Here is an 11,220-nt window from a genome sequence, read left to right as displayed (position 1 = left end):
TATTAATTGAGAAAATAAATTTTGAGATTTTTATATAGTTCACTTAACTTAACACAAGCTTTACAAGGACATTACCATTTAATTTTATAACTAATATATAATTAAGGTAAATTATTTTGCGAATCACATCTTAAAAATTTGTCTGGAGGAAAGATATGTTAAAAGCTTCAAGAGCATTTAAATTTACCACCTTAATTATAGGTATATTGTTATTTTCCCTTTTTCTGTATTTTCTAAATTCTAGTACTCGCTTCACCCATAATAATCAAAATTCTACTTCCTATGTTAAATATGAAAAAGCAGAGGTATTGGTTGTGGAAAATGAATCTTTAAAAAGTTATCCAAATGCAACTAAGATTTATCTTGGCACTCAACAAATAAAAATAAAGATTCTTACAGGAGAACATAAAGGAGACATTAAGACAATTACAAACTTTTTATCAGATACTCACAATGTCTACGTTAGTCAAGGAATGAAGATTATTGTGGATGTGGATACTGGAAACCCAAATATGTATGCAGTGACCGTCTACAATTATTATAGAGCGCCTGTTCAATATGTTTTTATTTTAATATTCTTTGTAGCATTGTGCTTAATTGGTGGAAAGAAAGGCGTGAGATCTGCTATCGGTATCTTAATTTCTTTTATTCTTATCTTTTATATGTTTCTTCCAATAATATACAGAGGATATTCGCCCATTTTGGCTTCGATTTTGATGGTAATTATATCTTCTTGTGTTACATTATTTTTACTAAATGGGTGGAGTGCCAAAACGGTATCAGCTGTTTTAGGTACCATACTTGGGGTCTTTGTTGCTGGTAGTATTACCACTCTTATCTGCACTCTATCTCATCTATCAGGATTTAATATGGCAGATGTGGAATCATTAAATATGATTTCAACACAATCAAACATGCAAGTTCAATGGTTACTAATAGCTGGAATCCTAATATCTTCCCTTGGTGCTGTAATGGATGTTAGTATATCTATTGCTTCTTCCGTACAAGAGATATATTCATTAAACCCTAAACTTATTGAAAAAGAACTATTCATATCTGGTATGAATGTAGGCAGAGATATGATGGGAACCATGGCAAATACCCTTATTCTTGCGTTTGCAGGTACTTCACTTAGCATGTTTATAGTAATTTACTCTTACAATTTAACTAACAATCAATTGTTTAATATGGATATGGTGAACATAGTTGTACTTGAAGGCTTAACTGGTAGTTTTGCTGTGATTTTAACTGTTCCAATTATAGCCTATATTTCCTCGCAACTTATTCCAGGCTGGATTAAAAATGAAAAGAAAAATATTAATTAGACCAGCTGCAACAGTATTCCCAGTCATTTGGTGTACTTATATTTTTTATTTCTACCCACGTGCCTTTTAAGCCAAGTTCATTTGCAGATAACTCAAAATGGCATTTAGCTATACCAATGTCGTTTTTTTGCATATCATAACCAGCTACTCCATAGCCTTTTGTTCTGCAAAGAAAAAAGTGATATGCATTCTCATCCTTTATAATTCTCCAAGGTTGTTTGTTTGAAGCAGAAGGTCCAAGTCTTACCATCTCTAACGGAACGGCATATTGAGCTGCACTCCCTTCACTTAATGGTACTAAACTATCAGTTTCAAAAAACAATTCACTCCATGGTTTTCGTTTATTAGCACCAATAACTTTTCTCATAACTGATTCAAAAACTCTAGGCTTTTCTTTTTTTATTCCCACGGGAGAAACTATAGGTATGAATTCATTATCAACTAAACTCATATTTTCTTCAAAATTCCCCTTATTAAAAGTTCCACCGAGCCAACATGTTTGAAGCCCCAAATCCGTTGCGAAGAGAATAATTTTTTCGAATAAATACCCAAATTTAAGCGCATCTTTTTCTTCTTTTTCAAATATTCCAATAATAAATGAATTAGCACCTGATATAACCCCATATGTCCCTAATTTTTTTGCTTTCCTAGAATCATTATCATTACTTTGTATAACTATAACCCTAGCCCTTAATTTTGTTTCTTCATTACTCTTTTTAATATAATCCTTTAGCTTTTTAAGGGTTAAACTTTCAATATTTTCTTGATCAAATGATCTGCTTGATGTCCTCATCTTTATAAGTTCAATAACTGACTTTTCAAATTCCATACTTACTCCCCCTTTATGTGATCATTGAGTTTTAGCTTAGCTATACCCCTAACCTTTCAAATTTCAATTTTAACCTTATTTTATTTTTAAAAGTTCATATGCATTTAACCTTTAAGCCCCAGGGTTTGACGTTCCATGTTTTCTATAACGATATCATAAATTTCTCCCAAACTAGTACAATACTCAAGCACCTTCCATGGTGTATTGGTGTGAAAATGAATTTTAATTAATTCATCGTCACCGACAGCAAGCAAACAATCACCTTCAAAATTATTTGTAATATATTCGTTTATTGTATCCTCTGAAAGATTATGTCCTTCTATTAATAATTGGGTATCAAATTTGTATTCGATCATACTACACTCTCCTTTGCTGTTTCTATTATATAAATTATTATTTATCTGCAAAGCATATGGAAATTGCTTTTTAAAATGCTACTGTGAAGTAATATATTTGCTTAATATAGTGTCATCTTACTTAATAGTATTATAACATATCTTTCTTTTAAGTTAATACCTATCAATATTTATTATTAATTAAAAATAAGTCTTTACAAATACTGATTACCATGTTATTATTATCTCATAAACAAAGAAGCATAATTAACTGTTAACCTTCATTAGATAAAGTAAAAATAATCGCTAATAGAAAGGGGATAGTCCATTGCATCAAATTAAATCTTCAGAGTTTTTAGAGGGTAGTAAAAGTTTGTAAATAAGAGTTCTTTATGATATGTGATAAGACAAAGAAAAATAACTTATATTAAAATAAATTACTATACTCTACTTAGTTTAAAATTAAATATGTATATATATTAAAAGGGAATTCATTTTATTGAATTCCCTTTTCTATTAATGATTTGTATCTACCTCTAATAATTTATCTGGATGTGTTTTTAGTGCATCCGCTAAGTTTTCTACGGTTTTTAATGTGGGACTTTGCTTCGCTGTTTCTAACTCGCTAATATGGCTTTGTGATAAATTTGATAAATATGCTAATCTCTTTTGGGTCATACCTTTGAGTTTTCTCACTGCTTCAAGTTTAAATTTAAATTTATACATAGCATCACACATCCCCTTAATTATTAGAATAAAATAAAACCATTTTCTTAATATGTTTGTCGTTTTATGTCGTAAATGATAGCTTATAACGTTAATTAGTCATGTTATAATTATAACATTCTGTTTGCATATTATCTATGGCAACATCCTGATGGCCCGCTGCATTTATGTGTAACAAATTAATCCAATAATAAGATATTTAATCTTATATTAGATTTTGACGTTCAAATTTTTAAAATATTGTTTACAAGGAGGTGATCTATATGGGACTTTTAAGAATGATAGTAGGAATAATGATAATTTTATGGTTATTGGGATTTGTATTTAGTATTGGTGGGGGCATGATACACACGTTGCTTGTCATCGCTGTAATTATATTTGTTTTTGATCTTATTGGTGGAAGAAGACGCTAGAAAGTCTAGGTGATAACAAAAAAAAGAACTTAACTACGTTAGGTGTAAAAAATATTAGATTGAATATACGAGTATATTAAAACTTGCAGTCTAAATATATAAACTGCAGGCTTTAATATTTAACATTATCTACTTTGCATCAACATTATTTGATTAAGCAATTCAAATGCTGCAGTATATATAATTAAAATATACTCTTTAGATTCTCTAAAATTTACATTATATCAATAATTGCTCATATACTTTTACCCCTTTCAGCCAAGCATTCCTATAAAAATTGTTATTTTCCATATCACTAAGGAATATTTTTTTATTATATCCAAATAAATCAATTTCTCCAAACTCGTGTAAATCTACAGTTGGATAAAACTCAGAAAAATCACCTAAAACAATTATATCAATATCACTAAAGCTACTACAAAAAAGAGTTGTGGCACTACCAAACACTATAATATCAGTGATGTACTTACCAACATTATCTTTTAATAATAGATTAGCAATTTCATAAACTTTCCTTTGTTTAACTGGATGTATACATTCATATTTATTAAGTCCAATTAAATTTTTAAATTTATAATTGGTGTTATTACTTGTATTAAAAATATTATCTAATGCATAGAAATCTTTTAAACATTCTATCATAATATTTTACCTTCTTATTGTTGTATTATATTACATAATTAAATTTCAATGCTACAATCTACTTTGCAACATTGAATTGTAACATTAATTAATTCATTACACCCCTATGCTCTCTACCATTACAATTTATTCAAATTTATTACCACCTCTTGTAATTATCGTAAACCCCTAAGATATCTACATTGAAACATAAATATATATATATATATTACAAAAAAACAAGGCTATGTTTAAGATAAATGTTGAAAATTTATATTTTTTGAATATTTAGGTATAATAAGACTATATGAAGGATTACGGAGGCCTTATTATGCCAAGTGTAGCATCAGTAAAGAAAGATTTAGAGGCTTTAGGAACAACAGGACAGGAAGAAATATTAAATTATCTTGAAGAAGTTATTGTATTAGGCTCTTTTGCTACCGAGGTTACTAACGAGGTTAAAGAGAACCGATTCTCCAAGGGGAAAAGTCTGCCCCCACTGTGGGCATGAGGAAGTATCAAGAAATGGCAAGTTCAATGGCAAACAAAGATATATCTGTAAGTCCTGCCGAAAGACATTTACTGATTTTACACGTTCACCCCGTTACAACAGTAAGAAAGATATTAAAAAGTGGATATTATATTCTAAATGTATGATAAATGGTTATTCCATAAGAGAATGTGCCGAGATAGTTGGGATTAGTGTGCCCACATCTTTTTATTGGAGGCATAAGTTTTTAGACGCTATCAGAGTGTATATGTGTATTGGTAATGTTGGTGGGGTTATAGAAGTTGACGAGGCGTTTTTCAGAGAATCCTTTCAAGGAAATCATAAGAAAAGCACTACGTTTATAATTCCAAGAGAACCTCATAAACGTGGGGTTAAAGGCAGTAGGAGTAGTAAGGATGAAAAGAGAAAAAGGGGTATATCAAAGGAACAGGTTTGTGTACTATGTGCCATTGATAGAGTAGGAATTATTATGACTGAACTAATATGTAAAGGTAGGATGAAACATACAGATTTAGAAAGGCTCTTTACAGGCAGGATTGAGGATGAATCTATCCTTTGTACTGATTCACACAAGAGTTATATTAGATTTGCACAAAATTCAGGTGTTGAACTACAACAAATTAAACGTGGGAAGCATAAGGAAGGCATTTACCATATACAGCATATAAATGCTTTTCATAGCAAACTAAAAGAATGGATGTATAGTTTTCATAGTGTAGCCACAAAATATCTTGCTAACTACATGTACTGGTTTAAATGGTTACAGTTTTTTAATACAGAGAAGGATACTGAAAAGACCAAGCATTTATTAGTCCAGTCGCATACATCTCACTCCGATACAAAGTTAAAAGATTTTAAAATTAGGGAAGCAATTTATATTTAATTATGTTAAATATTTGAATAATTACATTACTATGTTGTATACTTTAATACGAACACAATAGTAATATATTACGGTGCGATGCAAGAGGAAATGTTAATACTCTGAGACAATTTTGAAGAAGTTATAACTGGCAGTAATGGGGGCATGGTAAATGTACAAGACAATAAATAATTTACTCAGTTTTTTTACTATCATAGTTTGTATTGGATTTGGGATGCCGTTCATGGGCTTGCTAAAAGGTAGAAGAGGTACAGACTCTCTTTTTCATTATAACAAAACTATGTATTTCAGGGTTTCATTAATTGGAATAGTTATAGCGATACTATTCATAGTTATCTGCATTGTCTTAAAAAAGAAAATTAGGGCTATGGAATGTGAAATAAAATTCCTACCTTCTTATACTGCACCTGTAGTTAAATATACGTTATTTAAAAGCAAATATTCAGTTGTCTTTAGCATAGATGGTAAGAAATATGGACATAAATTTGAAGCAATAGGAGTTAAGAAAGTTTATGACTTTAAGCAAGGTTCTTACGTAAGATATAGGATTTATAAGGATGAAATTATTCCTGAAAGATTTTATTTAGCAATTCCTAAGTATGAGAAAGGTATTAAAAACAAGTGGACTTATTTAAGCAAAAATCAATATAGAAAACAATGCTAATTCAGGGATTTATTATAGGGATAATGCTTAGTGATCTAAGCCGCACAAAAGCAATTAGAGGGTTATTTATTATTAACAAAATTACACAAAGATGTATTAGTAATGTCATCGCCTTACTATAAATTATTTGAATATAAAGTATTATCTTTTCTTAGAATAATATTTTTGTTTTGGGCTTATCGGTTTAGTTGTAACTCGCAGGGTCTAGGAGTGCATATATCATATAATTCCATCAAACTAGAGTCTTCTTTTGCAAATAAAGATAATTTTTTATTAGAACATGAAAAGATGATACAACGAAAGACTTTAATTATTATTATAATCGGATTTTTACTTTTGACGATTTCACAAGTAATTAATGGACTTATTTATTTTGAGATAATCTAAGACTGAAAGTTAGTTCGCTTTGTTCTTTTAAAGCGTCACAACTATTAAAACCTAATAGCCCCCTTAAAACACCGTATTATTCAATTAAATTTTACAGTGTTTTTACGTTGAATTTCGAATATAATTAGAACTAACTAAAATTAAAAAGATAATTTCTTTTACTTATTCATACGCTTGCATGGTAACTTGCTGGGTGCTTGTGGAGTCATCGTAAGAATAACCGTCAGCAAAAGCATCACTATTAATGGATAAGCAAAAAAATACCGTAGAAGTTAATCTACAGTACTTTATATTGTTTTATTGAGTTATCTTATTTTTTATTTTTATTATTTCTTCCTCACTTAACTTAGAGTACTTCTTAATTTTCACAATACTTTCACCATCTAGCAACATTTCCTTTACCATTTCTTCTCTAGCATTGATATCTAGTTCTTTTACGCATATATGCCTACCACCCATAATCAGGATATTGCAGTGGTCGTTCTCCTTTGCTTTCAATTATTTTCGGATTACATTCTTCATTTCCTTCATTTTTCATCTCAAATACTTCTATATTAAATTGCCATCGATCACCATAATCAAATATGCTTTTATTTGATCATTATTTTTCACTTTATCATGAGTTGATAATTCATCTGATAATTTTATTTTTGCATCATATATATCTTCGTCTCTTGCACCCGTCTCTAATAAGCTTTTTGCCATTTTAAAAACCAACTTCAAAGGATTATCATCACCAATCCTATATTAAAATGGAATTCATTGAATTTCCATTTTGTTTTTAAAAATTAAAAAGGTTACTTATGTCCAATTTTCACTAAGTTGATAATTATTTCATCCACACTATCATGATAAAAACCTTATTTGTCAACAATTAATTAAACTATTATTTTCAGTTAAATAATTTCTTATTAATACTTTCTACTTCTTCCATATGTTTATGCTATTTTTATAGCCTTTTTCATTTCGCCTTCTACTTTTATCGAACCCTCTTCCATAATCGTTTGTAAGCTTGGTGATATATGTACTTATTCTTCACGTAGGCTTTTATGTACAACATTAATTTGCTACTAATTACCGTTCCATTACAATTTATTCTAATTCATTACCACCTCTTGTAATTATCGCAAACCCCTAAGATACCTACATTGAAACATGGATATATATATATATTACAAAAAAACAAAAACACCTTATTAATATAAATGCAAAAATTGTCTTTATAAATGGATTTTGAACTTTTAAAACTCTACTCTATTATATACCCCCCTGATAAATTTGTAATTCAATAAGCAAATCACTTGTAAAGCCTTATAAATCAATGAACTAAGCTAATTACATAACTCATATTTATTTACAATATTACTATTTCAGAAAATAATTAGTAATAATTTATAATTTTACTGTAAATATCCTTCACAAGAGCATATATCTTTACTGAAAGTGTAATCCAAACACAATTCTTGTTATTTTTTAGGGATTTATTATAAAGATAATGCTTAGTGATCTAAGCCGCACAAAAGTAATTAGGGGGTTATTTATGATTAGCAAAATTACAGAAAGATGTATTAGTGAGATACAGGATCATTTAAAAGATTACGTAATGGAACATAGTAGCAAAAATAAAAACAGAAAATTTACCTGTTTTAATAAAAACGCACATAACAATAGGGATGAGGATCCAAGTGCAGCCATTGTGCCGGGAAGCCATGGAAGGTATTGGATTTGCTTTAGTTGTGGAGCTAAAGGTGACATTTTAACTGCCGCCCAGTATACCGATGGTATAGAAGGATTTCATAATAGCATGAAATTTTTAAGCACAAAATATAATGTTGAAATTGAAACACAGGGCCCTAATCCTTCTAAAAACCGTGACTTCAAGACGAAACAAAATTTTAATTATCAAAAGAAAACCACAGCTAAATATTATTATGAAGATGAACTTGGAAATATATTATATAAGATTTGTAGAAGAGAGTGGATGGATAATGGCAAAAGAAAGAAGGATTTCATGGCTTATGCTAAAGATAATAGTGAATGGAGCTTTGGAATAAAGGGTACACGACATGTTATTTATAAGCTACCAAAGGTTTTAGATGGCATTAAAAATGATAAAACTATTTTCTTTGTAGAAGGAGAAAAATGCGTGGATGAAATTTTCAAATTAGGACAAGTAGGAACTACCACTGCTTTTGGAGCTAGGGGGTTTTCAGCTTATAGTGCAGATTATGTTAATTCACTAACCGGTGCTAATATAGTAATTTTGCCTGATAATGATGAAAGTGGTAAGGCTTATGCAAATGATGTTCTAAGTGTTATAAAAAATGTGGTCAAATCTATAAAAATAATAGAACTTCCAGGTTTAAAACCTAAGGGGGATATTGTAGATTGGGTGGGAAATGGAGGCACTCTAGACGATTTAATAACTTTGGTTAATAAAGCAGATGAAACAGTAGAAAGCGCCTCCGTGCAGAATAAACCTATAGGTAATATTTATGTAGATGAGTTTTGTTACTACAAATATTATAAAAAGCAGATAATTAATATCTCTAATTTTATTATTAATCCAAAATATTATATTAAAAATGAAGGGGATACTCAAATTATAGGTGATATTGTTACCCAGGAAGGGGTTATAGGCGAGAGGACTTTTAAAACCTCCGATTTTGATGATGTATTATCTTTTAGAAGAGCACTGGGCAGCTTTAAAACTTTTTATATAGGAAGAGTTGAGGACCTTCAATATATAAGATTTATTATTTCAAATAAAACCCGTGAAATAAGAAAGGGCGTTACCTACAGTGGTTTTCATAAAATTAATAATCAGTGGTGCTTCGTATCGGAGCAAGGCGCTTTAAATTCTGATGGAAAACCCACTTTAGATATAGCTATTCAAAATCAATATGCAGAGCTTAATACTAACATTCTAAAGAATGATGTTATTACAAAAGAAGAGCTTTTAGAAGTTGCACCATATTTATTTAAATTTAGTATACTTAAAAATACTGCAGCCATATTAGGTTATGTATGTGGTTTGTTTCTGAAAGAAAAGCTTAAACAGAGTAGAATACAATATAACCATCTTTTAATAGAAGGTGAAAGCAGTAGTGGTAAAAGCAGCGCTGTAAAATATATTATTACGCCTATATTGTGCATGGAAGATGGCATATTAAATGCTGCGCAGTGTACAGACTTTGCCTTAAACAAAACCGCCAGCAGTAGTAATTTTATACCTCTTATTTTAGAAGAGTACAAGCCTCACATAATAGGTAAAAATAAAGTGGACTTAATATCTGGGGTTATGAGAAATTCCTATGATAACTACAAAGGAATAAAAGGAGTAGCCACCCTAGATAAAAATAGAAGTTTTATTCCTAGGGCTTCAGTGATTTTATCTGGAGAAGTAGGTATTGAGGAAACGGCAAATATAGGAAGAAGCCTTAGAGTTATATTTGCAACTTCTTATTTTGATGAGATAACCAAAGAAAGTCTAGAAAAATTAAAGGGAAATTCTATTTTACTTAATAAACTTGGAGTCAGTCTTTTGAAGGAGGCCTTAAAAATGAGCGAGGAAAAAATCAAAGAAATCCATAATGAAATTTTAGAAAAACTAATTGGTAATGATATTAAAAATGATAGAGTTAAAAACTCTATAGCCAACTGTATGATTGGTATAGCTTTACTTAAGAGGGTATTTGATGATTTTGATTTGAATATGGAGGAGTGCACAGGTTTTGCTATGAAAGAAATTATTTCATCAATAGAACGGGGGGCTTATGAGGACTTGTTAGATGGAGGAACATCGAATAAAACAGTCATAGAACAAAATTTCGAAACTATGAATCGTATGGCAGCTAATAACGAACTTTTAAGAAATATAGACTATGATGCAGTTCTTGATTTAGATGGAGATTTTGTGCTTCGCCTTAATTATACATGCTTCTACGATAGGTTTGTAAAATACTGTAGAGAGCATAATGTGACTCATGAGGTGTTGCCACTGAGTAGTTTCAAAAAACAATTAAGTAATATGCAGTACTGTAAATGCTACAATAAGCCTGTGAATTTTTCAGTGAGACAAGAAAATCCAAAGAATAAAAAGACTTTTAGGTGTGCAGTAGTTTATATTAATAAGCTTCGCGAGAAAAATGTTGATATAGATTTTATTGCAGATGATAACATGATAGAATAGTTATATAAATAAGCTGTATAATTAAATTAGAAAACAATTTTATCCACAATATCATGATAAAAAATTTACTTGTCCACAATTACTATCACCAAATTACCAAGCGATGAACCAAATTCAAAATCAATATCATTATGAGCGTATGTTCCACCATATCTCAACCAACACTTGGTTTTTCATTTTCTTCGAGTGACTTAGCAACCTATAAAATGGCAATATGATTCAACCAACTTAGTTGTGTCAACAGTGTTGACACAACTTTAATATCTTTATAGGTTTCATAAAATTGCATCCTTCTATAAAGAACACGTTAATTAAATCCTTTAATTTCATGACA

The 11,220-nt window shown here is 29.9% G+C and carries 11 protein-coding genes; 5 read left to right on the top strand and 6 right to left on the bottom strand.

Annotated elements, in window-relative coordinates; translation table 11 throughout:
- The first annotated feature begins 155 nt into the window (after window positions 1-155).
- Window positions 156-1,325 carry a YibE/F family protein gene (locus tag A7L45_RS04200; RefSeq protein ID WP_071611597.1) on the top strand — a complete coding sequence of 390 codons (1,170 nt, stop codon included), beginning with the start codon at window positions 156-158 and terminating at the stop codon, window positions 1,323-1,325.
- Here the strand turns inward: A7L45_RS04200 and A7L45_RS04195 are convergent.
- From A7L45_RS04195 to A7L45_RS04185, 3 genes are all read right to left on the bottom strand, one after another.
- A complete protein-coding gene (locus A7L45_RS04195) occupies window positions 1,318-2,154 on the bottom strand; it encodes a nitroreductase family protein (protein WP_071611596.1) in 837 nt (278 codons plus the stop codon). The two genes, A7L45_RS04200 and A7L45_RS04195, sit on opposite strands and share 8 nt — an antisense overlap.
- 104 nt (window positions 2,155-2,258) lie before the next feature.
- Entirely contained in the window at window positions 2,259-2,510 is a 252-nt protein-coding gene (locus tag A7L45_RS04190; RefSeq protein ID WP_071611595.1) for a kinase to dihydroxyacetone kinase, read from the bottom strand.
- A gap of 495 nt (window positions 2,511-3,005) precedes the next feature.
- Window positions 3,006-3,215 carry a helix-turn-helix domain-containing protein gene (locus tag A7L45_RS04185; RefSeq protein ID WP_071611594.1) on the bottom strand — a complete coding sequence of 70 codons (210 nt, stop codon included), beginning with the start codon at window positions 3,213-3,215 and terminating at the stop codon, window positions 3,006-3,008.
- 263 nt (window positions 3,216-3,478) lie between these two features.
- Between A7L45_RS04185 and A7L45_RS22750 the strand changes: the two genes are divergently transcribed.
- Window positions 3,479-3,628 carry a lmo0937 family membrane protein gene (locus A7L45_RS22750; protein ID WP_151553648.1) on the top strand — a complete coding sequence of 50 codons (150 nt, stop codon included), beginning with the start codon at window positions 3,479-3,481 and terminating at the stop codon, window positions 3,626-3,628.
- A gap of 219 nt (window positions 3,629-3,847) precedes the next feature.
- Here A7L45_RS22750 and A7L45_RS04180 read toward each other — a convergent pair whose 3' ends face one another.
- Window positions 3,848-4,270 carry a hypothetical protein gene (locus tag A7L45_RS04180; RefSeq protein ID WP_071611593.1) on the bottom strand — a complete coding sequence of 141 codons (423 nt, stop codon included), beginning with the start codon at window positions 4,268-4,270 and terminating at the stop codon, window positions 3,848-3,850.
- A 310-nt stretch (window positions 4,271-4,580) separates the two neighbouring features.
- On the opposite strand from A7L45_RS04180, the gene A7L45_RS04175 reads away from it, so the two are divergent.
- A protein-coding gene (locus A7L45_RS04175) for an IS1595 family transposase (protein ID WP_151553649.1) occupies window positions 4,581-5,643 on the top strand; the annotation gives its coding sequence in 2 pieces (ribosomal slippage) (window positions 4,581-4,730 and window positions 4,732-5,643; 1,062 coding nt in all).
- A 151-nt stretch (window positions 5,644-5,794) separates the two neighbouring features.
- Window positions 5,795-6,307: a hypothetical protein gene (locus tag A7L45_RS04170; protein WP_071611592.1), complete on the top strand. Its 513-nt coding sequence runs from the start codon at window positions 5,795-5,797 to the stop codon at window positions 6,305-6,307.
- Between the two features lie 684 nt (window positions 6,308-6,991).
- Here the strand turns inward: A7L45_RS04170 and A7L45_RS23105 are convergent.
- Complete coding sequence (locus tag A7L45_RS23105; protein ID WP_169829545.1) at window positions 6,992-7,153, bottom strand: hypothetical protein; 162 nt, start codon at window positions 7,151-7,153, stop codon at window positions 6,992-6,994.
- Window positions 7,154-7,243: 90 nt separating this feature from the next.
- Window positions 7,244-7,399 carry a hypothetical protein gene (locus tag A7L45_RS23100; RefSeq protein WP_169829563.1) on the bottom strand — a complete coding sequence of 52 codons (156 nt, stop codon included), beginning with the start codon at window positions 7,397-7,399 and terminating at the stop codon, window positions 7,244-7,246.
- Window positions 7,400-8,234: 835 nt separating this feature from the next.
- Between A7L45_RS23100 and A7L45_RS04165 the strand changes: the two genes are divergently transcribed.
- On the top strand, window positions 8,235-10,886 hold the full coding sequence (locus A7L45_RS04165) for a hypothetical protein (RefSeq protein WP_071611591.1): 2,652 nt from the start codon (window positions 8,235-8,237) through the stop codon (window positions 10,884-10,886).
- The last annotated feature ends 334 nt before the right edge of the window (window positions 10,887-11,220 follow it).

Source organism: Clostridium estertheticum subsp. estertheticum (genome assembly GCF_001877035.1).
GTDB lineage: Bacteria > Bacillota > Clostridia > Clostridiales > Clostridiaceae > Clostridium_AD > Clostridium_AD estertheticum.
The sequence above is the reverse complement of the archived record's forward strand: the minus strand, read 5'-3'. Positions and strand labels throughout refer to the sequence as shown.